General features: G+C 68.6%; 21 protein-coding genes. 3 read left to right on the plus strand and 18 right to left on the minus strand.

Annotated features, from left to right (window positions below; all coding sequences use genetic code 11):
* Window positions 1-112: 112 nt before the first annotated feature.
* A complete protein-coding gene (locus tag ACIA12_RS08570) occupies window positions 113-2,062 on the plus strand; it encodes a GTP-binding protein (protein WP_396366284.1) in 1,950 nt (649 codons plus the stop codon).
* Here ACIA12_RS08570 and ACIA12_RS08575 read toward each other — a convergent pair.
* The 15 genes from ACIA12_RS08575 to hrpB all read right to left on the minus strand — a co-directional run bounded on the left by ACIA12_RS08575 (window position 2,059) and on the right by hrpB (window position 18,644).
* Window positions 2,059-2,871, minus strand: coding sequence for a JmjC domain-containing protein (locus ACIA12_RS08575; protein ID WP_396366285.1), 813 nt, complete (start codon window positions 2,869-2,871; stop codon window positions 2,059-2,061). The genes ACIA12_RS08570 and ACIA12_RS08575 overlap by 4 nt on opposite strands.
* A 39-nt stretch (window positions 2,872-2,910) precedes the next feature.
* Window positions 2,911-3,654 (minus strand): SDR family NAD(P)-dependent oxidoreductase, encoded by a 744-nt coding sequence (locus ACIA12_RS08580; RefSeq protein ID WP_396366286.1) that lies wholly within the window; start codon window positions 3,652-3,654, stop codon window positions 2,911-2,913.
* Window positions 3,654-4,304 (minus strand): O-methyltransferase, encoded by a 651-nt coding sequence (locus tag ACIA12_RS08585; RefSeq protein ID WP_396366287.1) that lies wholly within the window; start codon window positions 4,302-4,304, stop codon window positions 3,654-3,656. Before ACIA12_RS08585 ends, ACIA12_RS08580 begins: the two co-directional genes overlap by 1 nt.
* A gap of 4 nt (window positions 4,305-4,308) precedes the next feature.
* Entirely contained in the window at window positions 4,309-5,808 is a 1,500-nt protein-coding gene (locus tag ACIA12_RS08590) for a hypothetical protein (RefSeq protein WP_396366288.1), read from the minus strand.
* Window positions 5,798-7,003, minus strand: coding sequence for a PQQ-binding-like beta-propeller repeat protein (locus ACIA12_RS08595; RefSeq protein ID WP_396366289.1), 1,206 nt, complete (start codon window positions 7,001-7,003; stop codon window positions 5,798-5,800). The genes ACIA12_RS08590 and ACIA12_RS08595 overlap by 11 nt, the downstream gene beginning before the upstream one ends.
* Window positions 7,000-8,340, minus strand: a complete 1,341-nt coding sequence (locus tag ACIA12_RS08600; protein ID WP_396366290.1) for an MATE family efflux transporter — start codon at window positions 8,338-8,340, stop codon at window positions 7,000-7,002. Before ACIA12_RS08600 ends, ACIA12_RS08595 begins: the two co-directional genes overlap by 4 nt.
* 6 nt (window positions 8,341-8,346) lie before the next feature.
* Complete coding sequence (locus ACIA12_RS08605; RefSeq protein ID WP_396366291.1) at window positions 8,347-9,573, minus strand: tetratricopeptide repeat protein; 1,227 nt, start codon at window positions 9,571-9,573, stop codon at window positions 8,347-8,349.
* Window positions 9,570-10,529, minus strand: a complete 960-nt coding sequence (locus ACIA12_RS08610) for an arginase family protein (protein ID WP_396366292.1) — start codon at window positions 10,527-10,529, stop codon at window positions 9,570-9,572. The genes ACIA12_RS08605 and ACIA12_RS08610 overlap by 4 nt, the downstream gene beginning before the upstream one ends.
* Window positions 10,526-11,707 (minus strand): cytochrome P450, encoded by a 1,182-nt coding sequence (locus ACIA12_RS08615; RefSeq protein WP_396366293.1) that lies wholly within the window; start codon window positions 11,705-11,707, stop codon window positions 10,526-10,528. The genes ACIA12_RS08610 and ACIA12_RS08615 overlap by 4 nt, the downstream gene beginning before the upstream one ends.
* A 65-nt stretch (window positions 11,708-11,772) precedes the next feature.
* Window positions 11,773-12,804 (minus strand): hypothetical protein, encoded by a 1,032-nt coding sequence (locus ACIA12_RS08620; protein WP_396366294.1) that lies wholly within the window; start codon window positions 12,802-12,804, stop codon window positions 11,773-11,775.
* 242 nt (window positions 12,805-13,046) lie between these two features.
* The gene (locus ACIA12_RS08625) at window positions 13,047-13,616 is read right to left on the minus strand and encodes a CE1759 family FMN reductase (protein WP_396366295.1); all 570 of its coding nucleotides are present in this window, start codon (window positions 13,614-13,616) and stop codon (window positions 13,047-13,049) included.
* Window positions 13,617-13,774: 158 nt separating this feature from the next.
* The gene (locus ACIA12_RS08630) at window positions 13,775-14,443 is read right to left on the minus strand and encodes a hypothetical protein (protein ID WP_396366296.1); all 669 of its coding nucleotides are present in this window, start codon (window positions 14,441-14,443) and stop codon (window positions 13,775-13,777) included.
* 58 nt (window positions 14,444-14,501) lie between these two features.
* The gene (locus tag ACIA12_RS08635; protein ID WP_396366297.1) at window positions 14,502-15,191 is read right to left on the minus strand and encodes a hypothetical protein; all 690 of its coding nucleotides are present in this window, start codon (window positions 15,189-15,191) and stop codon (window positions 14,502-14,504) included.
* The gene (locus ACIA12_RS08640) at window positions 15,188-15,697 is read right to left on the minus strand and encodes an RNA polymerase sigma factor (protein ID WP_396366298.1); all 510 of its coding nucleotides are present in this window, start codon (window positions 15,695-15,697) and stop codon (window positions 15,188-15,190) included. The genes ACIA12_RS08635 and ACIA12_RS08640 overlap by 4 nt, the downstream gene beginning before the upstream one ends.
* A gap of 100 nt (window positions 15,698-15,797) precedes the next feature.
* Window positions 15,798-18,644 carry an ATP-dependent helicase HrpB gene (gene hrpB, locus ACIA12_RS08645; RefSeq protein WP_396367145.1) on the minus strand — a complete coding sequence of 949 codons (2,847 nt, stop codon included), beginning with the start codon at window positions 18,642-18,644 and terminating at the stop codon, window positions 15,798-15,800.
* Between the two features lie 110 nt (window positions 18,645-18,754).
* Here hrpB and ACIA12_RS08650 point away from each other — a divergent pair, with 110 nt between their 5' ends.
* On the plus strand, window positions 18,755-20,272 hold the full coding sequence (locus ACIA12_RS08650; protein WP_396366299.1) for a TldD/PmbA family protein: 1,518 nt from the start codon (window positions 18,755-18,757) through the stop codon (window positions 20,270-20,272).
* Complete coding sequence (locus ACIA12_RS08655) at window positions 20,269-21,678, plus strand: metallopeptidase TldD-related protein (RefSeq protein ID WP_396366300.1); 1,410 nt, start codon at window positions 20,269-20,271, stop codon at window positions 21,676-21,678. Before ACIA12_RS08650 ends, ACIA12_RS08655 begins: the two co-directional genes overlap by 4 nt.
* 62 nt (window positions 21,679-21,740) lie before the next feature.
* Here the strand turns inward: ACIA12_RS08655 and ACIA12_RS08660 are convergent, their stop codons facing one another.
* The 3 genes from ACIA12_RS08660 to ACIA12_RS08670 form a co-directional block, all read right to left on the minus strand.
* Window positions 21,741-22,166: a DUF805 domain-containing protein gene (locus ACIA12_RS08660; protein WP_396366301.1), complete on the minus strand. Its 426-nt coding sequence runs from the start codon at window positions 22,164-22,166 to the stop codon at window positions 21,741-21,743.
* A 119-nt stretch (window positions 22,167-22,285) separates the two neighbouring features.
* A complete protein-coding gene (locus ACIA12_RS08665) occupies window positions 22,286-22,960 on the minus strand; it encodes a class I SAM-dependent methyltransferase (RefSeq protein ID WP_396366302.1) in 675 nt (224 codons plus the stop codon).
* A gap of 159 nt (window positions 22,961-23,119) precedes the next feature.
* Window positions 23,120-23,665 (minus strand): hypothetical protein, encoded by a 546-nt coding sequence (locus ACIA12_RS08670; protein ID WP_396366303.1) that lies wholly within the window; start codon window positions 23,663-23,665, stop codon window positions 23,120-23,122.
* Window positions 23,666-23,745: the final 80 nt, after the last annotated feature.

Consider the following 23,745-nt stretch of genomic DNA (forward strand, 5'->3'; position numbering starts at 1 on the left):
TCCGTCCAGTCGACGACACCAGCTGCTCAACAGCCCCGGCAACGGCCGCCCCCTCGGTGTAAACTCACTGTCAGCAAGCGATTACTCGTACCCTACAGCGCAGCGAAGGCGGATGGCTTATCTCAATCTCGGCATCGTGGCGCACATCGATGCCGGGAAGACAAGCCTCACCGAGCGCCTGCTGTACGCCACCGGGACCATCCCGCACCTGGGCACCGTCGACGACGGCTCGACCCAGACCGACAGCGACGAGATCGAACGACGGCGGGGCATCACGATCCGCGCCGCCGTTGCCAGCTTCGCTCTCGACGACCTGCACGTGAACCTGGTCGACACTCCGGGCCATACCGAGTTCGTCGCCGAGGTCGAGCGCTCCTTCGCCGTTCTCGACGGGATCATCCTGGTGATCTCCGCGGTGGAAGGGGTGCAGGCGCACACCCGGGTGCTCTATCGGGCCGCCAAGGCCGCCGGCATCCCGGTGCTGGCCTTCGTGAACAAGGTCGACCGGATGGGTGCGCGACCGGCCGAGGTGGTCGAGGAAGTCACCAACAGCCTGAGCACCACCGCTGTCCAGCTGACCCGGACCCTCGGCGCAGGCACCGCTGAACCGGTGGTCGAGAGCCTGCTCGGTCCCAGCGACCTGTCGCAGCCCTGGGAGGCACTCGCGCTTGCGTCCGAGACAGCCTTCGATCGCTACCTCAGCAGCCCGGACAACGCTCGCGACGCGTTCGAGGCAACGCTCAAGGACCACATGCGGTCCGGACTCGCGACGCCGGTGGCGACCGGCTCGGCGAGAACCGGCGCCGGGATCACCGAACTGCTCGGGTTCCTGCGGCTGCTGATCCCTGATCCGGCCCGGGACCCCGACCCCGACTCCATTACCGGCGATGCCTTCTCGGTCGACCACGACTCCAAGGGGGTGCGCCGCGTCCTGGTGCGGCTGCGATCCGGCGAGTTCCGGGCCGAGACGAAGTACCTGCACGTCCACGGCCCGGACGCCGGGGCGGAGCCGGCCCGGCAGGTGAAGATCGTCGAGGCCGTCGGTCTGCAGCCGTCGGGGGTCGCGGAGGCGGGCAACGTCGTCGCCCTGCGGACCAGGCCGCCGATCGGGGTCACCGACCGGCTCGGCAGCGCCGGAGCGCAGGCCGAGCGGCCGCGGTACGAGCTGCCGAAGCCGACCGTCGAGACGATGGTCAGCGCCCACGACGGAAACCATGTGGAGCTGTACCGCGCCCTCGAGAAGATCGCCGACCGGGACCCGACGATCGCGCTCCGGGCGGTCGAGGGAGGCCGGGTGGCGGTCTGGCTGTTCGGCAACATCCAGGCCGAGGTGCTGGCCGAAACCCTCGACCGCGACTACGGCATCGGTGTGTCTTTCAGCGAGCCCACTCCGCTGTACTTCGAACGCCTCACCGGGACCGGCAACTTTCAGGTGCCGATCGGCCGGAGCCCGTTCACCGCCGGCCTGGGCCTGCTGCTGGAGCCCGCCGATCCCGGGTCGGGCCTGATCATCGACATGACCGAGGCCAGAGGACGCATCCCGCGCGCCTTCAGCGATGCCGCGGCCGCCGCGTTCGAAACCGCCTTCCAGCAGGCCTACTACGGCTGGCCGCTGCTCGACGCGCAACTGACCTTGACCTTCGCTCAGTACGACAACGCGACCAGCACCGGATCGGACTTCCGGCTGCTCGCTCCGGTGGTGCTGCAGACCGCGATCCGGCAGGCGCGGACGGTCGTCCTGCAGCCGCTGATCGAATTCGAGTGCGACTGTCCCGAGAAGATGGTGCCACCCGTTCTGCAGGCGCTCGAACGGCTGACCGGCAAGATCAGCCAGGCCGCTCCGACGCTCTACAAGGACCGCCGGTGGTCGATCACGGGACTGCTCCCCGCCCATGCGGTCGGCCAGTTCTCGGTCGAGCTGCCGAACCTGACCGGCGGCGACGGGTCCTGGAGTTACCGCCCGTCGGGGCAGCGTCCGTTGAAGACACCGGTTCTCCGCCGGCGGACCGACGGAAACCCGGCCAAGCTCAGCGAGTACATGCACTACCTGAGCCTGCTCTAGGTCAGATAGCGCTGGCGCTGGACCTGCGCCATGTACTCCTTGCTCGACGACTCGGTCAATTTCTCCAGGACCTTGCCGGTGACCAGGGCCAGCCGCTGCTCGGCCCGCTCCCGGGCGCCGTCCTCCATCCACGACGCCACCGGCTCCAAGGGCCGGTGCAGGGCGTCGATCTGGCGCAGGGCGGCGGCCACCCCGGTCATCACGGCGGTGTACGCGGTCACCACCGGGCAGACGATCGAGATGCTCAGCGAGTCGTCCGTCTGCCCGACCCCTTCGTGGATCCACATCAGCGGGATGTACATCACGTCACCCGGTTCGAGGTCGTACTCGATCACCGCGGAGCTGTCGATCTCGGCCCCGCCGACCCCTTCGTCGCCACGGTAGCGGGCCACCATGGTGTCCTTGCTCAGGCTGTCCGGCGGCGACAACCGCCACGACTTGACGCCTTGCTGCTGGATCACCAGATTGTCGCTGTGGTCGAAGTGCGAGCCGATCCCGGACTTCACGTAGGTACGGATCACATCGCACCATGCGGTCGGTACCCCGGCGATCCGCGCAACGGCCGCGGCGCGCGCGGCGAGTTCGTCATCGCCCCGGGAAGCCTGCTCGATGAACGTCACCTCACCGGCGCGCCGGTGAATGTCGACGCCTGCCACGTCCGACGACCGGGCCAGCAACTCGTCGAACCATTCGTAGCTGCGCTGACTGCCCAGCAGGTCCTGCGCCGCTCCGCGCAGCAGAACGGGGTGCTGACGCCACGCCCCGGCCAGCTTCTCGCCCACAGTCACGTCGACGGAATCCATCGTCATAGTTCCTCCAGTCTCGTGTACCGCACCGGTCGGACCCGTTCAGATCAAGCTGCCTGCTGACCCACCGTCGACTCGCACCACGGTGCCGTTGCCGCTCCGGCCCAGCCGCAGCAGCATCTCGATCGCGTCCCCGACCGCGTCGAGCGCGATGAACCGGTCGATGACGAGGTCCGGATTGCTGCGTGCCAGGGCCAGCGCCTCGATCTCGGGCACCGACTTGTCCAGACGTCGCGCCAGGGCGGACAACTCGGCGGTCCGCGCGGGCGTCAGCAACGGCCCGAGTGAGAGGTAGGCGACCGATTGACGCCCGCCGCGGCACTTCGCGGCCAGCGACGCCGTCAGGACCCGCGAGGCGGCCTTACTTGCCGCGTAGGGCCCGGATGCGTCGTCGGCATGGAACATCGCCTCCGAACCGATGAAGACGGCTCTGCATTCGGCGTCGTCGGCGGCGGCGCGCAGCAGCAGTGCGCGGGTGAACACGTAAGGCGCGATCGCGTTCACCCGGAAGGATCGCTCGATGCTGTCGAAGTCATGTTCGTCCCTGGCGCCGTCCACGGCCGCATGGATGATGGCCGACGGTGATCCCTGCGTCTTCTCCACCGCTGCCTCGACCTCATCAGGCCTGGCCAGGTCCACGGTGAGCTGACGGAAGTCCGGGGTTTCGGGCTGCGGCCGCCTGCTCACGCCCACCACGTCCCGCCCGGCCGTGGCGAACCTGCCTGCCAGGTACGCACCGACTGCTCCGCCCACCCCGGTGATGAGCACACTGTCCGAGATATCCATCAGGTCAGCTCCTCGATCCGCACACTGATCATCAGCCCGCTGCCGACCGGTACCAGCCGGGAGAAGAACCGTGGGTCGGCCGCCAGGCCGACGTTGTACTTGTGGACTCCGGCGACGGCCGCCTGGTGGCCGCCCGGCTCTTCGTCGAAGCGACCGCTGATCGGCGCGTAGGCGTCGTCCGCGACGACCAGGTCGCCTGGCTCCAATCGGTCCGCCAAGGCCTCGAAGTAGCTGGTGTACTCCTGCTTGGCGCCGTCGAGGAAGATCAACGCGCGGTGCTCGAGTTCCAGGCCGGCCAACAGCGGCACGGCGTCTCCGCAAAGGACCGATGCCGACACCCCTGCCGGGCCGAGCAACTTCAGCCGTTCCGTGGTGAGTGCCGCGTACTCCGGTTCCCGCTCGATGCCGACCACGCGACCGCCGTAACGGCTGACGATCCGGGCCAGTCTGGCCGTGGAGTACCCGGTCAGCGTTCCCACCTCGACCACCAGCCGGGGCCGGTGAATCATGCAGAGAGCCTCCAGCAGGTCGCCGGTCGTCGACGGGATCGCGATGTCGGGTTGCTGCTGCCCGTCCGGCCGCGGCTCGGCTGTCCTGCTGTCCGGCCCATGGCCGAAGATCTGGTCGCGGTACCACTCCACCCGTGACATCGCGTCAGCCCGCCGTCCGGGCCCGCAGGCTCCCGATCGACACCAACGTACCGGCGAACGGCGCAGCGTGTCCGGGCCGTCGGGACTCGTTCCACTCCTGTGCCAACGCTTCTCCCCACAGAATCGTGAAGTCACCGCCTGGTCGACGCCCCTGCAGTGACCAGGACTGGTAACTCGTCAGGCGCAGGTAGTCGCCGGGATAACCGACGACCTCGCCGGCGGCGGCCACGCACTCGGTCCAGCTCCGCTCGGCGTCACGGAAGTACAGGTACGACGACAGCGCGGAAGTCAATCGGTCCGGTAGCTCGAGCAGCCAGCGTGTCTCGGCGATCTGCCGTCCCACCGAGCCGCCGCCGATCGGGCCCAGGTGGGGATCGCTGAGGCTGTACTCCATCGCCATGCTCAGCTCGTCGAGGCGCTCCAGCGGCTCGTAGCAGAAGCCGTCGAGCTCTTCGCGCTGCGAGACCGAACAGTGCACGATCGCGTGCCCGATCTCGTGCATCGTCCGTTCTGCCGACCGGTGCAGCATCTCCCGGCCCTGATCGGAACCGACTCGCGCGGAGATGAAGGCCACCGGCGAATCCGCCTTGCCCGCCTCGATGACCCCGGCCAGTACGTCCTTGTCCGCCGGCGCCAACTCAGGGGTGCCCGTCGGGGAGGCGATCTCGACGACGACGTACCCCGGCGTGCCGGTGGTACCGACCTGCCAGCACTCGATCCCCGGCGTGGCGAGGATTCGCGTCAGCTCCACCCCGAGCTCCCGGTCGCGGGCGATCTGACCGGCCCGCGTGAACAACTCGTCGAGGGTGGTCGTCGGATCCTGCCTGGCCTGTCCGAGCGCGACGAGACAGGCGAACGCGTCATCGTAGGTGCTGCCCGCCGGGTCGATCTCCAGCTCGCCGCAGATCGTCTCCAGCCGGCTTCGCAGTCCGTCCATCAGTCCGTCGGCGGCCTCGAAGAAGGTTGCGACGTCGGTCTCACCGAGCACGCCGAAGCCAAGGCTCCAGTCCCCCACCGTGCCGGCCGGCGCGAGCTCGCGATGAGCGTCGGCGATCCGGTCCCAGCCCTGATCGAACTCGTCTCTGCGTCCCTGCAGGACCTGTCCCCGCAGCTGAGCGAGCTTGCCCCGGACGGCAGCCGACCGGGCCCGCGCGATCGTTGCGACGTAGGCGTGCTCGACCTCATCCGCACTGGTCGCTTCGGCGGCGCCCGGGAACCCCGCCGCCAGCCATTCACCGGCCGCTTGCCGCAATTCGGCTGCCCGCCGGCGGCCGGTCGCCTGCGCCCGTTCCATCGCGCGGGCCTGGCCGGTCGCGTCAGCACGTGCGAGAACGCGGCCCACCGCAGCGTCCAGCTCGGCGCAGTCAAGATCGTTGGACTCACGGTACAGCCGCAGGTACAACAGGTTCTGCCAGCCACGACGGCGTCCGAGGTCGCTGCCAGTGGCAACCAATTCCTGTTCCCAGGCGGTGACCGCCCAGGAGGCGACCTGGTCAGGTTCCATCTCCGCCACCGCCTTCGCTCGCCGGCTGGAACAGGTATTCGTACACATCGCCGTCGTACGACGTCGCGAACATGTGCCCGTCCGAGGTCACCACCGGTGTGGTGTGGACCTCGCCGTCATGCTCGGGTTTTCCCATCACCTGCGAGGTCTGCCACAGGAAAGACCCGTCTGATGCCCGGAGGGCCACGATGTCCTGCTGATCGCGTACGCCGATGACGACGTCCGCCCCCGCTCCGGCGAACGAGGTGTAGGAGAACGGCGCATAGACACCCGGTACCTCCCACCGCACCTCGATCCCACCGGTATCCGCTGCCAGCCCGAAGACGGACCCCATCCTGGTCCCGCACACCACCAGGTCCGCACAGACGTAGGGCGTGCCGTTGATCCGGCCGCCCAGCGCGACCGAGCCGTGCACCTGCCCGGTCTTGGCATCGACGGCCCGAACCACACCGTTCGTCGCTGCGATGACGACGGTGCCGCTGCGCGGTAGTACGACCGGCGAGGCCTTGACCGCCGAGTCGAGCTCCAGACGCCACTGGATCCGGCCCTGGTCGTCCAAGGCCACCACGCTCTCGCCTGCCACGACGACGAGCAGGTCACCTACCAGTACCGGAGTGGAATAGATCTCCCGGCCTGCGATGATCCCGTCGACCGCAGCATCCCAGGGCCTGGGCACCTCGACCAGGCGGTCCACGTCTCCGGTGGACGTGTTCAGGTAGGCCAGGGTGCTCCCGAAGCAGGCGCACACCACGGTCCCGGTCTCCGCCCAGACCGTCGGCAGCGCATAGACCGGGTGGTCGAGCTTGCGGGTCCAGTTGACCTTGCCCGAGGCCCCTATCGCGGCCACCAGACCGTTCGTCGCGGCCACGATGAACTGCCGGTGGGCGGGGTCGGCCACCGGTGAGGCGTAGACACCGGCCGACAGCCGCCTGGTCCAGACCTCCCCCGCCAATCCGTACCTGTACAACGTGACGCAGCCGTCGTCCCCGGCCAGCACCACACCGAGTCCCTCGATCACGGCCGGCGTCGAGTTCAGCGGAACCGGCCTCTCGGCGCCGTCCCGCAGATCTTCACGCGTCAGCCGGCGATGCGCCACCAGGCGCGGTTCCCGGTGCGGGTCGAACCGCGGTACGTCGCCACCACGATCGTTCAGCACCAATCGGCTGCGAACATGGCGGCCGTGCTGACCCGTCACGTCTGCGGCACCCGGCTGAGCCGGTTAAGCCGCCGGGTGAACGCTGTCGCCAGACCGATCGTCGGAATGACGGCCAGCGCGTAGGCCCAGAAGCCGGAGTGCAGCAGATAGATGCCCGCGGCGGCGAGCGGGATGTTGCCCAGCCAGGTCGCGACCGTCGAGGACACCGAGAGGAACCCGCCGTCCTCGTGGGCGGACAGCAGTTCGCCATTGAGCCCCTCGAAGAAGTACGGAATCACCAGGATGAAGAACGCTCCGACCATCAGCAGCGCGGTCCGCATCGGCACCTGCCCGCCACCGAACAGCAGCACCAGCAGCGGTGAGATCAGCAGGCAGACCACGACGGCGACGATCGTCGGCACGGCCGAGTAGCGGGTCACCTTTCGCCGGAATTCCGCGGTGATCTCGGATCCCTTGTCCACCGCGTAGCCGTAGTATATGAAGGCGGCGTTGAAACACGCCTGCGGAACGCGGCAGAAGAGCGTCCAGATGCTCGACGCCACGCCGATCGCCGCGACGCTCTGCACGCCGAGGGTGCCCGCCATCACCAACGGGATCGTGCCGCCGGCATAGTCGTTCATGTGCCGGACGCCGATCCCGGCGCCGCGGCCGAGCATGGTGCCCAGCTGGGCCCGGACCTCGTCCCGGCCCGGCCGTCGAAAGTTGCGATCGGCAACTTGCCGCCGGACGACCCGGATGCCGATCACGGCCATCGCGATCTGGGCCAGCACGGTGGCCAGCGCCACCGAGTACATCGGCGAGCCGAGGGTCCCGGGTACGGCGTACAGCAGCACCGCGTTGAGAGCCGCGTTGATGCCCAGACCGATCCCGAACACCGCGATGCTGCTGCTCCTGGCGCCGATCACCTTGAGGGTCTCCCGGACGGCCGACATCCCCAGCAGGATCGCCACCCCGAAGCAGCGGATCACGACGTACTCACGGGCCGCGCCGGCCACCTCCGGGTCGGCCACCAACAGCGGCAGCACGAACCAGCAGATCGCCCCGAACACGATCGAGACCGCCTCCAGGATCAGCAGGACGATGCCGAAGGCAACGAACACGGCGCCGAACTCGTCCTCCGACCGGCCGCTGCCCTCGGCCCGGGCCAGCCGCGCCGTCATCACGTCGACGAATCCGATGAAGAACGCGTTCAGTACCTGGATGACCGATTCGCCGACCGCCAGGCCGGCCACGTAGACCAGGCCGAGCGGAGCCGTCATCGCCATGTCCACCAGGCCGAACCCGACCGACAGCACGCCGAGGCCGAACATGAGCACGCTGAAGGAGGCGAAGTTCCCAGCGGTCAGTGTGGTGTGATCCCGAGTTCCGAGTCGCATAGCCGTTCAGTTGTCCTGTTCGTTGGTCAGCGCGGCGCGGAACGCACGCTCTTCGGTTGGTCGGCCAAGATTCTTCGCGATGCCGGCGCCGCGTTCCAGCACCTCGGCGGGCGCGCCCGCCGGGTCGAAGTCGACCAGCCAGCCGAGGATCTCCAGGCAGCGCTCCGGCTCGTCCAGCCGCTCGAGGACGCGCACCAGGCGCCAGGCGTAGTGCTGCAACCACGGCGGGCCGCAGCGGCAGGCCTGCAGGTACGCCTCGCTGGCGTTGCGGTACTCGCCGAACGACTCGTAGATCTCGCCGAACTCGCCCCAGCTCGGTCCCCAGACCGGATCGAGATCCACCAGCGCCTGCGCGGCCTCCACCGCCTTGTCCCGGTCCCGGTTCACGTACAGGCATTCCTTCGCCGTCGACTCGAGGTAGGTCTTCAGCAGATGGCGGTCGTAGTACCGGCTGCGGTTCGCGCTCAACGCCGCGACGGCATGTCCGCGGGCGCGCTCCATCAACTCGCGCGTCCGGCCGACGTCCTTGCCCTTCGCCGGGATCATGGCCACGCCCCGGTACCACGAGGACAGACCGCCCTGGTCGACCTCCGCCTTGTGCTCGATCGCGCATCTGGTGCCGAACTCGACGAACCACCGGTAGTCCTCCCGGTCGAGGGCGCCGGTCTTCATCTGGCAGACGATCGCCTGCGCGCACGCGTCCAGCGCCCGCGCCGGGGCGATCTCGCCGCTGTCCAGTTGCCTGCGCAGCAAGGCGAACCAGTCCGCGTCCTGCTTGGCGCCGACCCGGTTCCCGACGATGTAGCCGAGCAGCGCGAACTCGAACGCGAGCGGCGCGTCGAGCGACCGGTCCAGCGACTCGTCGATCAGCGTGGAGGCGATCTCGAACCTGCTGACCGCGACCATCATCGAGGTGAAGTAGAGCCGCTCCGGCCCGTCCGACTCCGGCATCTGCTCGAGTTGCTGCCGCAACCCGGTCTCGCGGCTGGTCCGGCCGGTCCGCAAGGTGGCCAGGTCGAGGTCGTCCAGCCCGGCCGCGATGGCGGCCTCCCGGCGAACCGCCGGCTCGAACACCTGGGAGATCGGAAAGCTCGGGAACGTCTCGTCGCGGAGCCCGAACGCCTCCGACACGCCACCGGAGTACAGGTCCAGCGGCCGGCCGGCGTCGTCGTCGAAGGAACTCATCATCGCGACGAAAGCGTTGCTGACGGCGACTTCTTCGTGAAAGGTCACTGCTGCCTCCCCGGGCGGCGCTGATCGGCAAGGGTGGTCAAGATGAACTGCAGGAGATTGGCGGCCCGGCCGGCGTCGAAGATCGTCCGGTGGCTGATCTTGGTGGTGGCGAACTCGACGAGGTCCAGCCCGACCACCCGGTTGCGCTGGAGCACCAGCTCGACCATCCGCTGGAGTTCGCGCAGCGACAGGCCGTGCTCGGCCGGATAGCCGGTCGACGACATCTCACCGACGTCGAGCACGTCGACGTCGATGGTCAGGTACACGTCGCGCCCGGAGGGCAGCCACCGCACGAACAGGTCCTCGTCGTGCAGGGTCCGGCTGAACAGGGCCGCCTGACCGCCGAACCGTCCCAGCAGTTCGCACACCGCGGAGGCGTCGTCCTCCTCGACCGGGACATAGGGGAACACGCCGGCCTGATAGACGTTCTCGGCGCCGACCAGCCGCGCGACGTGCGACATCACGTTGGTGTTGAACAGTGTGTTCGGCTGCTCCAGCTCCCAGACCTGGACGTCGAGATGATGGTCGAACTGCACGACGGTCAGGTCGGTACCGGGCCGGCTCAGCAGCAAGGCCTCGATCAGGGGGTAGGTGATCGAGTGGTCGCCGCCGATACCGGCCAGCACGGTGCCGGCCGGAAGCGCCGCGAGGATCTCGGCAGCCCGGGCCGACAGCTCGGCGAGCGAGATGCCGAGCTCGCAGTTGCCGATGTCCCACACTCCTGACAAGGGCGTGGGACCGTCCGCTCCGGTCAGATCGAGGACGGCGGACCGCCCCGCTGACCAGGCCATGTGGGACGACGCCCGCCGGATCAACGCCGGTCCGTTCTCACTTCCGCTCTTCGCGGACCCGGCAGAGGTTGGGATACCCAGTACCGCTGCCACTGCTCCTGCCTCGACCTCGCTCGGCAGCGCAGGGCGCGCCCCGGCGAAGATCGGGCGGGTTTCCTCGGTCACCGCCATCCGACCGCGATCCAGAGTGCGACGAATCCGCGGGAGGCCGGAACCTCGGTGCGCCGGCTGGCCCCGGTACTGGCTGGATCGATCGAGACGGTCTGCTCCAGCAGCGTCTCGAGGAAGGCCATCAATGCCGCACGGGCCAGCCCGGCGCCGAGGCAGTAGTGCGCGCCCGCGCCGAAGGAGCTGTGCACGATCGACGGCCGGCTGATGTCGAACTCGGCCGGAGCCGGACTCACTCGCGCGTCGTGGTTGGCCAGCGCCAGCGCCGGGAACATCCATTGGCCCCGCTGGACCGGACATCGCCCCAAGGTCACGTCCGCCGCGGCGACGCGGTCGGTCACGGTCACCGACGAGTCGTGCCGCAGTACCTCTTCCACAGCGTTCGCCAGGAGATCGGGCCGGGTCCGGAGCAACTGCTGCTGATCGCTGTGTTCGGCCAGCTGGTAAACGCCGTTGGCCAAGGCGTCCGCCATCGGCTGCACCCCCGCGACCAGCACCGACAGCGCCGCGGAGATCATCTCCTCGGCCGACAGCCGGCCATCGCGCTGGGCCCCGATCAGATCGCCCAGCAGATTGGCCGCCGGGCCTTGGCGGGCTTCCAGCTCGTCGAGCAGGTACGCGACCAGCTCGACCTTCGCGCCCACGATCAGCCGCTGTTCGGGGCTGTCCAGCGGCACGCTGAACTCGCGGACGAGCAGCCGGGTGTTCTGGACGAACATCTCCCGATCCGGTGTTCGCACGCCGAGCACACAGGCCAGCACATCGATCGCGTAGGGAAGCGCCGCGCCGGCCACGAAGTCGCCGCCTGCCGCCTGCCAGTTCCGGACCGCGTCCACCGCCGCGCTCTTCAGGCTGGGGGCCAGCTCCTTCACGGCGGCCGGCCGGAACCGGTCCCGCATCGTCGCGCGGATCCGGCCATGATCCGGCGGGTCCATGAACAGCAGGGAGGAACCCGACAACTCCTGCATCCGGTCCGTGTACGGGCCGGGGAGGGCGCGGTCCGGTGCCTTCAGGAAGCGCGGGCCGGCCAGCACCTCACGAGCCAGCCGGTAGTCGGCGACGATCCATCCGCCGAGCTCGCGGTCCTCGATCAGCCCGTCGCCGCCGACGGACCGCTGCCAGGCATACGGATCACGACCGAATTCAGCGCACTGCCATGTCGGACCGAATCGCATACTACCCCCAGTAGTGTCGATGTGCAGGGCTGTTCCTGGCCTTCAGGCAGTATTCCGGCCGCCGCTCAGACCGCCATTACCGCAGCAAAACACTGCATTCCCGAAGAAAGGCCCAGCATGCCGATCTGCTGGCCTTCGCTGAGTTTGTCGGTGCCGTCCAGAATCGCCAGGCAGATCAATGGATCGCTACCGCCGAAATGGCCCAGCATCGCCGCCATTCCGATATTGGTACGATCCGCCGGGACCCCGAGCGAGGTGGTCAGCTGCAGCATCGAATCGCGCCGGTCGTGCAGCATCAGCAGATGATCCAGCGATTCGGCCTTGATCTCGGCCACCGCGCAGCACTTCTCCAGCGCGTCGATCACCGCCCGGTCGCAGTCCGCCGCCCACTCGATCAGTTTCTCCGGGTCGTCACCGAAGTAGGCCATCGTCGCCTCGTCCACGTCGACCTTGCTGTTCGCCGCGTCGTCGGGAAGACACGAGGCGATCCGGCCGCAGTACGGCAGCCGGAAGAGTTCGTGGTGCCGGCCGAGCGTCGTCTGCGCGGTGGAGACCAGCGTCAGCCGTGGCGAGGAACGCGTGAGCAGCATCGCCACCGCGCCGTCGCTGTCGGTGGTCGCCGTACCGCTGCGGCGCTGGTGACGAGCGCTCAGCCGATCGACACCGACGTAGAGGATCTTGTCCACCTCGGGCCGGGTGGCGAAGATTCCGGCAGCCTGCTCCAGCCCGAGCAGGGCCGATCCGCAGCCCTGACTCAGCAGCAGCGTCGAGGCCCGGTGACAGCCCGCCTCGGCCGCGACGGCGGCGGACAGGTCCCAGATCAGGTACTCCGGCACCGAGGTGCAGACGACGATCACGTAGTCCACCTCGCCGGGATCCACCCCGGCCCGCTCGAGGCACCGGGTCGCCGCGGTCGAGCCGATGGTCTCGGTTCCGATCTCCGCGGAGATCTCGCAGAATCGTTTGAAGCCGGACCGCTCGAGCCGGTACCGGGACAGTTCGTCGCCTTCGACACTTTCCGTCGCGGGCACCCGGTCGCCCAGTTGGAGGCCGAATGCGGCGATACCGAAGTCGGCTTCCTTCGGGCTTCGGCGCATTACCATCCTCCGACAGAGGTCGCTGGGCGGATCGGACCACTAGGCCACTATTGGGCCAGAACAGGCTCGCATGATCTTCCAGCCGGCGCAACCGGATCTGTGCCGCCACGCCGCAATCTGCGAGCCGATCCGAGGTGTGGTAACGAGATTATCCAGGGCAAATCAATTGGGTCGCGCAATACCATGCCCAACACCCTGGCCACGATGACAGAAGTGGCAATTTTCCCGCCATTCCTGACTTATCAGGAAACGATGGCCGGATCGCCGGCCCGCAGCTTGGCGACCAGTTCGCCGGCCGCCGCCTCGACCCTGGCGGCGAACCGCTCGCCGGCCAGGTCGGTACCGGTCACGTACACCGACGACGAGATCACGTCGGCCTTCAGGTAGGCGAGCAGCGGCCGGAGGGTGAAGTCGAGGCAGAGTCCGTGCCGGGCCGAGCCTCCGGTCGCCGCGATCAGCACCGGTTTGCCCTGCAGCGCGCCGAACGGCAGCAGGTCGACGAACATCTTCAGCAGGCCGGAGTACGACGAGTTGAGAATGGGCGTCAGGATGATCATTCCGTCGGCGCCGGTGGCCGCGGCGATCAGATCCTGCAGAGCGGCCGACGGTGCGCCGGTCACCAGCGACTGGCCCAGGTCGGCGCCGACGTCACGCAGTTCGTAGATCTCGGTCGCGATCCGGTCGCCGGGAGTCCTCCCCCGCACCGCAACGGTCTTGGCCAGGTGCTCGGCCAGAAATCGGGTGTTCGACGGTCTGCCAACGCCGGAAGTCACGACAGCAACCTCGTAACGGCGTTCGCTCGCAGTCTTCATCCGGCGGTGACTCCTTACCGCGCCTGGGCGCATCGCTGGCGGTCGTCATCGGTTCAGGTGCCGGTGCCCCGCGATCAGCGGCTCGGCCCAGCAAATTCTGCCTGTCCCGCCGGACCCGTGCCGATTCTCCGGCGCGCCAGCCTGGTCCGGGATGCGATTCATTCCTCGTCGATGAGTTGCCAGTTGCGGCGTGGGAGGAGGCGGATGAGGAGGTACATGGCGGCGGCTCCGGCCAGGAAGCCGGGGATGGTCCAGCGCCAGCCGAGCAGGGGTTTCTGCTCTGTTTTCAGGACTGTGGTGGTGGGGGTGTCGTCGACCGCGGCGACCTCGGCGGGGGTCTGCGGTGCTTGCGGGAGAAGGGTCGGGCCGCCGACATTGTCGCTGTGACCCGGGCCGCGGTGCAGAAGGCCGAGGCTGACCAGGAGCTTGATGAGCCGCACATCGTCGGTGGCGCGGTGCCAGACCGGCTGGTCGGGGAGTTTGCCGGTGCTGAGGTCCGATTGAGTGGTGGCGATCCAGGGGCCGCCGGGCGCGTCGGGGTAGATGATGTCGAGCCGCCAGGGCGTCATGTCGTGGATCAGCCAGGTCGCCCGGATGAAGGTGCCGCTGGAGTGGTCCATGTCGTCAGCGGGACCTTTGGGCTCGATGTCGAGCAGGGTCTGCAGTTCGGAGTAGGTCTTGTCCTCGTAGCCGGTGGCAACGACTTTGGCGGTGTCCGGTGAGCTCAGCAGCACACTGGTCGGGCCACCCGCGTGCGCCGGGAGAGTGCCCAAACCGGCGATACTCAGGACGATCAGCAGGACGGTACGGCGTACCCAGTGCTTCATGGCGGTCTCCTCAGTCGACTGCCCTTGATACACCGCTGGCTGTCGGCTGGTTCCCGCATCACCGGGCCAGCTCGACCGCGCGGTCCTTCTCCGGCACACCCTCGAGGCGGAACGTCACCCCGTCCCGCACCCAGACCAGTGTCGGCCCAGCCACCCGCACTGTCTGCTCGACACCGGTCTTCTTCTGCAGTACTAGCTCGTGCGGCGTGCTGAACCAGAAGCCGTCGATCTCCTGCACGTACTCCAGCTCTGTATAGAACTTCTTGATGTACATCGGCGACGGCTCCGCCAAAAACTGCTCCAGCCGTACTACACCGGTGCCCGTCGCCCAGCTCATCGCCACGAACCCGGCAGACGCTTGGACGTGCGCCGGTGTCCCCAATGCTTTGGGAACCACTGGTGCGAATCCAGCGGCCTTGGTGGCCTCTGCCAAGCTCAGCTGTCCGGTGGCTGCTGGAGGCTGAGGGGCACTCGTCGGACCGTTGGGAACGTGTACCGCCTCCACTCCCCCGATGTTGAGCCACTCAGCCACGGCGGCCCGCACTGGTGGCGTCACAAGCGCGCCGGCGAGTAGTACGGCCAGTAGAGCCAGCAGCGAACGCCAGCGACTCCGGACGGCGTCGGCGAAGGTACGGCGTACAGGCGGCTCTGCGATTCGCTCGAGCACCTTGGCGGCTAGCCCGTCAGCAACGGGAGGCACTGCGGCGCTACGGCCGAGGGCGCGGAGCTCCTCTTCCAATGACGTCATCGCTGCACCTCCCTGTCAGGTAGTTGCGTCCGTAGTCGCCCCAGAGCCCGGTGCAGTCGCGACTTCACGGTGCCTCGCGGCCAACCCAGCACAGTGGCCGTCTCCTGCTCGTCCAGCTCCAGCAGGTACCGGCACGTCACCACTAGGCGGTACTGCTCAGGCAGACCCCGTACTGCCGCCAGCAGCTCAGCACTGCGCTCAGCAGAAGCCGCCTGGTCCGCCGGGTCGAGTACCGCCTCCGGAAGTACCGCCAACTCCTCGCGCTTCGCCCGACGCCCGCGCGACCTCTGCAGGTTGCGCGTCTCATTGGCCACGATCCGCAGCAGCCAAGGCCGGAACGCCGCGCCATCCCTGAACGACCCCAACGCCCGGTACGCCTTCACGAACGACTCCTGCACCACGTCGTCCGCGTCAGCACCGGCGCCCAGGAACACCGCCGTCCGCTTCGCCACGGGGGCATGCATCAGCACCAACTCGCCGTACGCGGCGGTCTCGCCACCGCGCACCCGAGTCAGAATCTCCGCCTCGTCCGACCCGCCGATCCCGGCCTCCCATCAAACTGCCTACGCCCTCACTACACCTCCGCCGGGCCATTGGTTCCAGTTCCTACTGGCGGGGTTTGACTCGTTTGGTCGGCGGCGCTGTCAGGGGGTCTTCCGGCCACGGGTGGCGGGGGTAGCGGGCGCGTAGGTCGGCGCGGACCTGGGGGTAGCCCTGGACCCAGAACGACGCCAGGTCGCTGGTGATCGCCACCGGACGTCTTGCGGGCGAGAGCAGGTGCAGTACCACCGGGACGCGGCCGTCCGCGACGACCGGGGTGGTGGTCCAGCCGAAGACCTCTTGCAGCTTGACGGCGAGCACCGGGGGCTCGACACCGTCGTACGCAAGGCGTACCTGGGATCCGGACGGCACCTGGATCCGCTCCGGCGCGAGCTCCCCGAACCGGGTCGCCTCGGGCCAAGGCAGCAGTCGGCGGAGCGCGGTCGCAACGTCGAGCTGGCCGAGGTCGCGCGAGCCCTTCACGGACGACAGATCGAGCCAGTCGTCGAGGTTCGCCAGCAAGGCCGCATCGTCGACCGCCGGCCACGGAGCTCCGAGATGCGCGTGACAGAACGCCAGCCGCTCCCGCAACGAGGCAGCCGCCTCGGACCATCGCAGTACGCCGAGGCCACTCCGCCGCAGCCCATCGCGGACGGCCGCCTGAACCAGCAACGGATCCGGCTTCGCCAGCGGTACCTCGCTGAGCACGATCGCACCGAGCGTCTCCACCCGCCGGGTCACGACCCGCCCGTCGTCCCAGCGGATCTGATCGGTGGTGGAGACGAGGTCCCCGGCGATGTCCCGCGCGGTCGCCTCGTCGATCGGCGCCGCCAGCCGAATCCGCGCATCCGCCCGCCCCGGCCCCCGATCAGCAACCGCAACAGCCAACCACCGAGTACTCCGCAACCCCGACTGCGCATCCAGCACAGCCCCCGTCCCACCCGACATCTGATAACTACCCGCCCCCTGCACCCGAGCCCGAGCAATCCGATCCGGATAAGCCAGCCCCACCACAATCCCCGCCGCCAAGTCATCCGGCACCCCCGAACCACCAACCCCACGCTCAGCCGCCCGCCGCGAGCCGGCCCCCGCCGCGCCTTCCGCCGTCGATCGGGTGGCCGCTCCGGCTGCTTGGTCAGCTGTCGATCGGGGTGGGACTTCGGCGGTACCTCGTGATTTCGGTTCCGTGCCGCGGCTGAGGCGTTTTGTTTCTTCTCGCCAGCGGGCTGTGGCTGCTCGGTCGGTGCCTTGGCGCAGCGAGCGCCAGCGGGCGGGGAGGTCGTCGCCGAAATCGCGGGCGGAATCGTCGGAGAGCATCGCCACGATCTCCGTGGCTCGGTTGGCGCCGACCCGCGGCGTACCGTCCAGCAGCGCGCGGGCCAGCCGCGGGTGTGCTGCGATTGCAGCCATCTGTCGCCCGCGCGAGGTGATCCGGCCGTTGTCGTCGATGGCGTCCAACCGGCGCAATAGGTCCGTCGCCGCGCTCATCGCGACCACCGGCGGTGCCTCCAGCAATGTCAGACCATCACCCCCGGGCGCACCCCACGCGGCAAGATCCAGCGCGAAGCCGGCCAGATCCGCAGTAGCTATCTCCGGCGCGGGGTGCTCGTCGAGATGCGAGTGATCGGTCGCCGACCAGCACCGATAAACCCGACCAGGCGCCTCCCGCCCGGCACGCCCGGCCCGCTGATCCGCCGACGACTTCGACACCCGGCAGGTAACCAACGCCCCCAGCCCACGCGACTGATCAGTCCGAGGCTCCCGAGCCAGCCCCGAATCAACCACAACCCGAACCCCCGGCACCGTCAGCGAACTCTCCGCCACCGATGTAGTAACCACAACCCGCCGCCCATCCCCCGGCGTCAACGCCCGCTCCTGCTCAGCCCGCGATTGCCGCCCAAACAACGCCAAAACACTCACCCGACCGCCAGCCCCCGCGTCCCGCCCTCCGCCAGCACTTGCCTCGCCCCCTCCGCCGGCACCCATCAGCAGTTCGGGCTGCGCCGTCAACCGGCGCGTCACCGCGTTGATCTCGGCCTCGCCCGGCACGAACACCAGTACGTCGCCCTCGTTCTCACCCAGCGCCCGCCGCACCACCGCCGCAACGTGATCCAGCAACCGCGGATCAACCCGCCCACCCGGCAAAACCGGCACCGCCACAGACGGCGGCACCCACTCAACCTCCACCCCAAACATCACCGCAGAAGCAGTAACCACCGGCGCCACCCCACCCCCGACGCCACCTTCCCCCAAGCCCTCCCCGTCCCGGCCACCTCCACGCGAGCCCTCCCCATCCCGGCCACCACCACCGGAGCCCTCCGCCCCGCCCGCGCCACCCCGGCCACCTCCGCCCGAGCCCTCCGCACCGCCCGCGCCACCCCGGCCGCCCCCGCCCAGTACGCGGCTCAGCCGGACTGTTTCGGCCGTTGCGGACGTAGCGACGAGCGCGAGGTCCTCGCGTAGGTTGGTGCGGATGTCGACGCAGAGGGCGAGCAGCAGGTCCGCGTCGAGATGTCGCTCGTGGCATTCGTCGATGACGATCGCGGCGACCCCCGGCAGTTCCGGGTTCTGCTGCAACCGGCGTACCAGCAGCCCGGTCGTCACCACCTCCACCCGGACGTCCTTGCCGCCGCTGCGCTCGCCACGCATCGCATACCCGACCCGCCGCCCGAGCGGTTCACCTAGCAGCATCGCCAGCCGGCCGGCCGCGGCCCGGGTCGCCATCCTCCGAGGCTCGGCGACCACCACCACGCCGTCCAGCGCATCGGCGAGAGCCAACGGCAGCAGCGAGGTCTTCCCCGACCCAGGCGGCGCGACCAGCACCGCCGTACCGTGCCGACGGACCGCCTCGACGGTCTCGGGCAGCACCGCCCGTACAGGCAGGTCGGCCCCCGGCACAGACACATCAGGCATCAACACCCCGCCGACGCTAGCCGACCACCCCCACCCAGCACCCGCCACGCACCCACCACGCACCACCGCGCGGATGAGCGTCGCACCGGTGGGGCATTAAGGTCGAACCCGTGCCTGAAGTCGATGCTTCCTTCCTGAACCTCCCCCGACACGAACTGGCCGATGCCGCGCTGCAGCGGGCCAAGGATCTGGGGGCCACCTTTGCCGAGTTCCGGCTGGAGCGGATCCGGTCCGAGTCGATCAACGTCCGCGACGGCGTACTCGAGAGCGCTCGTGACGACGAGGATCTCGGCCTCGCCGTCCGGGTCATCCACGACGGCACCTGGGGCTTCGCCGCCGGTGTCGCGCTGACGATCGACGAAGCCGTCCGCGTCGCCGAGCAGGCCGTTCACCTGGCTCAGGTCTCAAGACCGATCAACTCCGAGCCGATCGAGCTGGCCGACGAGCCGATCTACGACGACGTCACCTGGACCTCCGCGTACGAGGTCGACCCGCTGAGTCTTCCGCGGGCCGACAAGGTCGCACTGCTCGTTGACTGGAGCAACCGACTGCTCCAGCACGACGCAGTCACCCACGTGACCGCGCACGTCTCCTCAGTCAACGAGTGCAAGTTCTACGAGAACTCCGAAGGCACCTCCACCACACAGCAGCGCGTCCGGATCGGCCCCAAGGTCCGCGCGACCGCAGTGGACCCCGAGACCGGCCGGTTCGACACCATGGCCAGCTGCGCACCACCTGCCGGCCGCGGCTGGGAGTACATGACCGGTACCGGCTGGAACTGGGATGAGGAGCTCGCCCAGATCCCCGGCTGGCTGGCCGACAAGATGAACGCCCCGAGCGTCGAAGCCGGCTACTACGACCTGGTGATCGACCCGACCAACCTGTGGCTCACCATCCACGAGTCCATCGGCCATGCGACCGAGCTGGACCGCGCACTCGGCTACGAGGCCAACTACGCCGGTACCAGCTTCGCCACCCTCGACAAGCTGGGCAGCCTCAAGTACGGCTCCCCCGTCATGCATGTCACCGGCGACCGCACCGCGGTCAACGGCCTGTCCACCGTCGGGTACGACGACGAGGGCGTGGCCGGCCAGCAGTGGGACCTGGTCAAGGACGGGATCCTGGTCGGGTACCAGGTCGACCGCCGAATGGCGAAGGTCAACCAGGACGTCCTGGGCACCGAGCGCTCCAACGGTTGCGCGTACGCCGACTCCTCCGGGCACATCCCCATCCAGCGGATGGCCAACGTGTCCCTGCAGCCTGCTGTGGACGGCCCCTCGACCGAGGAGCTGATCAGCAGGGTGAAGAACGGCATCTACATCGTCGGCGACAAGTCCTGGTCGATCGACATGCAGCGGTACAACTTCCAGTTCACCGGTCAGCGGTTCTTCAAGATCACCGACGGCAAGCTGGACGGCCAGCTGCGCGATGTCGCCTACCAGGCCACCACGACCGACTTCTGGGGCTCCATGGAGGCAGTCGGCGGCCCCCAGACGTACGTGCTCGGCGGCGCCCTCAACTGCGGCAAGGCCCAGCCCTCGCAGTCCGGCGCGGTCACCCACGGCTGCCCGTCCGCTCTGTTCCGCGACGTCCGCATTCTCAACACCACGCAGGAGGCCGGCCGGTGACGTCCCCCATTCAGCTCAGCCCGCAGGACACCATCGAGCGCGGACTCCAGCTCGCTGCGGCCGCAGGGGCCTCGGGTTGCGTAGTACTGGTCTCTGAGACCTCCAGTGCCAACCTGCGCTGGGCCAACAACACCCTGACGACCAACGGCGCCATGCGCGGCTCCCGGGTCACCGTGATCGCCACTGTCGGCGCAGGCGAGGGTACTGCGGCCGGCGTGGTCGGCCGCTCGTCCGCTACCGACACAAGCCTCCAGGAGCTCGTTGCGGCCGCCGTGGCCGCCGCGCGCAACTCCGACCCCGCCGAAGACGCCAGGCCGCTTGTGGAGGGCGCTGTCGGCGAGGGCTGGGACGAGGAGCCAGATGAGACCTCCGTCAATGTCTACGCCGAGTTCGCACCAGCACTCGGCGAGTCGCTCGCCAAGGCCACCAAGGAGAGCCGCTGGCTCTACGGCTTCGCCGACCACGAGGTAGTCACCCTGTACGTCGGTTCGTCCACCGGACTCCGCTTGCGGCAGAGCCTGCCCCGGGGATTCGTCTCGGCGACAGGCAAGTCAGGCGACCTGAGCCAGTCGGCCTGGGCCGGCGCGGCCACCCGCGACTTCCGCGACATCGACCCGCTCGCCATCGACGCCGAACTCACTCGCCGACTCGGCTGGGCGACCCGCACGGTTGCCGTCGAGGCAGGCCGGCACCCGACGGTGCTTCCGCCCGCGGCGGTGGCCGACCTGACGACATTCCTCTTCTGGGAGCTCGACGGCCGCGACGCCCACGAAGGCCGCAGCGTCTTCTCGAAGCCCTCCGGCGGCACCCGGATCGGCGAGACGCTGTTCCCGCAACCGGTCGCTCTGCACTCGGATCCGCAGCTGGCCGGGCTCGAGACGTTGCCGTTCGCGGTCGCGAGGGCATCAGGCGGCGCGTCCAGCGTCTTCGACAACGGCCTCGCCCTCGGCCCGACCGACTGGATCCGCGGCGGCAGGCTCGAGCACCTGATGCAGAGCCGCTTCACCGCCGACCTCACCGGCGCATCCGCGGTCACTCCGGCGATCGAGAACTACGTGCTCTCGGTCGACGGCGCCTCCGGTAGTACCGAAGACCTGGTCGCCGGTTTGGACCATGGCCTGCTGGTCACGTCGCTGTGGTACATCCGCCCGGTCGACCAGCAGACGCTGTTGCTCACAGGCTTGACCCGGGACGGCGTCTACCTGGTCGAGAACGGCGAGGTGACCGGTGCTGTGAACAACTTCCGCTTCAACGAGAGCCCGATCGACGTGCTCGCCCGCTTCACGGCGGCCGGCGCGACCGTACCGGCGCTGTCGCGCGAATGGGGCGACGACTTCTCCCGGACCGCGACCCCGCCGCTGCTGGTCCCCGACTTCAACATGTCCAGCGTCAGCCAAGCGTCCTGAAACGCCAGAGGCCCGGCACCCCGTACTGCGGGATGCCGGGCCTCTGCCGTTGCGTCAGGCAATCAGGCCTGGGGCGCCGGCGGGTAGCCCGGGTAGCCCGGCTCGCCACCGGGACCGAAGCGCTCGGCGGCCTTCGGGTCCGGACCGTACTGGTTGTCGCCCGCGTTGCCCTCCTGGATGGCGAAGACCAGGAAGACGATCCAGCCGACACAGGGAACGAGGTTGATCAGCAGCCACCAGCCACTGCGGCCGGTGTCGTGCAGACGACGCGCACCGACGGCCAGGGACGGCAGCAGCACGGCAAGGGAGTAGATGGTGCTCAGCACGCCGGTGTTGGCAGCGCCGTACGTCAGGCCGGCGATCCGGTCGACGATGCTGATCACGATCGAGATGATCACGTTGAACAGCACGAACATCCAGTATTCCTTGCGCCGCGCGCGGCCGCTGAACTCGGCGTACTTCTTGATGACATCTGTGTACCACTGCATGGGTGTTTCTCCGATGGTCGAATGTGAGCGCGGACCGAGCCTGTCGGTACCCACTAGGTTCGTCAATGCAAGGTTTCGCTTCAGTGACCAGATCGCAACACGGCACGCCGTAGTTCGAGTCAACTTGAGATCAACGGAGCCGGTTTCGCCTGGGTGACCCGCCACAGCCGGCGGCCGTTCTCCTCGTACGAGTCGGCGCCGCCGAGCTCCCAGCGGTCGGCCAGTTCGTGCACCAGGTCGAGGTCGAAGAACCGGCCGGCGAACCCGTCTTTCGCATACAGTCCGTCGCCGATCTCCGCGCACTTGCCGAAACGGCTGTCATCGGTCGACCACACGGTGTAAACGAAAAGCCCGCCAGGGCGTAGTACCCGGCGGATCTCGTTGACCAGGGTGCGCAGTTCGGTCCGCGAGAAAGCCATGTTCAGCAGCACATTCGCGTACACCGCGCCGACCGTCGCGTCGGCCGGTGGCAGTGGATCGCGGACGTCGTGCAACGCCGCGGTGACCCGGTCGTCCAGCCCTTCCCGCTGCGCGTCCAGCCGCAGCCGGTGCAGCGCCGACTCGCTGAAGTCGGTGGCATGCACACTGAATCCCTGCCTGGCAAGGTAAAACGCGTCCCGCCCCTGCCCGGCGCCCAGCTCCAGCACATCATCGATGCCCGCCGCACCGAACAGCTTCGCCGTCCACCGCGCCGCCGCCGAAGCCTCCGCGCCATGAAGGCTCGGATGCTGCTCGTACGCCGCCTGCCACCGCTCTTGCTGAGCCCTCGCGAGCTCCACATACCCAGTCTTCATCTTGCTCCCCGTGTACGCCTCGCCAGTCTTTTCCGAACCAGCAGACCCCAGCACCCTACGCGACGAAGGGAGTACATGTACCCAAGTGCCCACCCCACGCTCCGGCCTAGTTGCCAGCAGCAACAACGACTGCCTCCGAGCCGGTCGACGCGGGAGCGGTCAGCGGTTGGCTTCCAGCAGTTTCCTGAGGACGGCGAGGCGGGTACGGACCGGGTCGTACTGGAGCTGGAGCGGCGTCATCCGGTGCCTCGGGCGGTAGTCGACGCGCAGTACCGTCTGGAGGTCGTCATGCCAGGCACAGACCACCGGGTGCGCCCGCAGGATCTCCGACTGGTCGCCGGTCAGGTCGACGACCAGCCGGTCGTCGCCGTACGTCACCTCGACCCAGCAGTGCCGGCCGATCTCGATCCGGTCGGGCTCGTCCATGGAGTAGACGTCGCCGTAGCAGTAGCTCAGGTCGCGGACGTGGGCGGCGGCCAGGGTTTCTGTCAGCCAGGCGGAGCTGACTCCGCATTGGCCATGGGAGGGCATCACCTGGACGCCGGTGGGGCTTCTGAAGGCTTCGTGGATGGTGGCGTCGGACCAGGCGTCCTGGAGGCGTTTGCGGAAGCCTGGGAGGTCGTCGGCCCAGCGGGGGTACGACCGGCTGTGCAGCATCGGGCTGGTGGAGGTGACAGGGCGGCTCGTACCGACGGTCGACGACACTGACTCAGGGCTTTCTGTGCGGAAAAGTTGGCACGCGATGTGGCGCAGGCCACAAAGTATCCAACGAAGCGGTGATCCGC

Origin of the sequence: Kribbella sp. NPDC051620, assembly GCF_044453825.1 — a bacterium.
Lineage (GTDB): Bacteria > Actinomycetota > Actinomycetes > Propionibacteriales > Kribbellaceae > Kribbella.

Excerpts from the sequence above, each read along its gene's own strand:
- ACIA12_RS08635 (WP_396366297.1), bottom strand. The coding sequence starts at position 15,191 with ATGACGTCATTGGAAGAGGAGCTCCGCGCCCTCGGCCGTAGCGCCGCA.
- ACIA12_RS08570 (WP_396366284.1), top strand. The coding sequence starts at position 113 with ATGGCTTATCTCAATCTCGGCATCGTGGCGCACATCGATGCCGGGAAG.
- hrpB (WP_396367145.1), bottom strand. The coding sequence starts at position 18,644 with ATGCCTGATGTGTCTGTGCCGGGGGCCGACCTGCCTGTACGGGCGGTG.
- ACIA12_RS08660 (WP_396366301.1), bottom strand. The coding sequence starts at position 22,166 with ATGCAGTGGTACACAGATGTCATCAAGAAGTACGCCGAGTTCAGCGGC.
- ACIA12_RS08585 (WP_396366287.1), bottom strand. The coding sequence starts at position 4,304 with ATGTCACGGGTGGAGTGGTACCGCGACCAGATCTTCGGCCATGGGCCG.
- ACIA12_RS08590 (WP_396366288.1), bottom strand. The coding sequence starts at position 5,808 with ATGGAACCTGACCAGGTCGCCTCCTGGGCGGTCACCGCCTGGGAACAG.
- ACIA12_RS08575 (WP_396366285.1), bottom strand. The coding sequence starts at position 2,871 with ATGACGATGGATTCCGTCGACGTGACTGTGGGCGAGAAGCTGGCCGGG.
- ACIA12_RS08625 (WP_396366295.1), bottom strand. The coding sequence starts at position 13,616 with ATGAAGACTGCGAGCGAACGCCGTTACGAGGTTGCTGTCGTGACTTCC.
- ACIA12_RS08620 (WP_396366294.1), bottom strand. The coding sequence starts at position 12,804 with ATGCGCCGAAGCCCGAAGGAAGCCGACTTCGGTATCGCCGCATTCGGC.
- ACIA12_RS08665 (WP_396366302.1), bottom strand. The coding sequence starts at position 22,960 with ATGAAGACTGGGTATGTGGAGCTCGCGAGGGCTCAGCAAGAGCGGTGG.
- ACIA12_RS08580 (WP_396366286.1), bottom strand. The coding sequence starts at position 3,654 with ATGGATATCTCGGACAGTGTGCTCATCACCGGGGTGGGCGGAGCAGTC.
- ACIA12_RS08600 (WP_396366290.1), bottom strand. The coding sequence starts at position 8,340 with ATGCGACTCGGAACTCGGGATCACACCACACTGACCGCTGGGAACTTC.
- ACIA12_RS08615 (WP_396366293.1), bottom strand. The coding sequence starts at position 11,707 with ATGCGATTCGGTCCGACATGGCAGTGCGCTGAATTCGGTCGTGATCCG.
- ACIA12_RS08630 (WP_396366296.1), bottom strand. The coding sequence starts at position 14,443 with ATGAAGCACTGGGTACGCCGTACCGTCCTGCTGATCGTCCTGAGTATC.